The sequence below is a fragment of the Holdemania filiformis DSM 12042 genome (genome assembly GCF_000157995.1).
Classification (GTDB): domain Bacteria; phylum Bacillota_I; class Bacilli_A; order Erysipelotrichales; family Erysipelotrichaceae; genus Holdemania; species Holdemania filiformis.
The window spans coordinates 1-636 of sequence record NZ_GG657559.1 but is presented as its reverse complement, the minus strand read 5'-3'; the positions used below and the strand labels follow the sequence as shown (position 1 = coordinate 636).

The window sequence follows — 636 nt, the reverse complement described above, 5'->3', positions numbered from 1 at the left end:
TCAAGTTCATGCCTAGGATTTCTGTTTTTCATATTCGAGTCCTCCGAATAAAATCAGGAGTTCATTCTTCATGCCTGAAAGTCACTCCCTAATTATACCATTCCGTTTTATCGTTATTATCACTCGAAAAAATGATAAAAAACCGGCGAACCGGTTTTCTGATCAGATTTACATTCTCGATTCTTCCTCATGCGGCAGCAGCGAATCGCTTTCCGAATACAGCATCACGCATGCCATCAGCATGCCGTAAACCAGCCGGATGATCAGCTGGACGATCTGCGAGGCCCAGGCCGCCCCGATAAACCAGCAGGCCGCCTCGGCAACAGCGCAAAGAGTGAACGCCAACATGTAGATTTTCATGCGGAGATCTGTTTCCTTCGCTTTTTCCCGCAGCCGGCGCCGTCGGAACTGCCGCCAGCAGCCTTCAAACATTTTCGCAAAGCCGAACAATTCAAAGATCCGGCATACCAGCATCAGAATTCCGCTGTACCGCAGCGGAAGACTGGCCGCCAGTGACAACAGGCAGCAGATCATCGCGCCCAAAAGACCGACGCCGGAGATCAGAAACGCGCGGATTTCGCTGACCCTGAAGGTCATCAGCATCCCCGTCGCGCATAAGCCGTAGCCGATCATATT

Annotated in this window: 1 protein-coding gene; it reads right to left on the bottom strand. The window is 51.3% G+C overall.

Annotation, left to right across the window (positions count from 1 at the left end; translation table 11 throughout):
- Positions 1-168 precede the first annotated feature (168 nt).
- A partial coding sequence (locus tag HOLDEFILI_RS19825) for a hypothetical protein (protein ID WP_006059964.1) occupies positions 169-636 on the bottom strand: 468 nt, incomplete at its 5' end.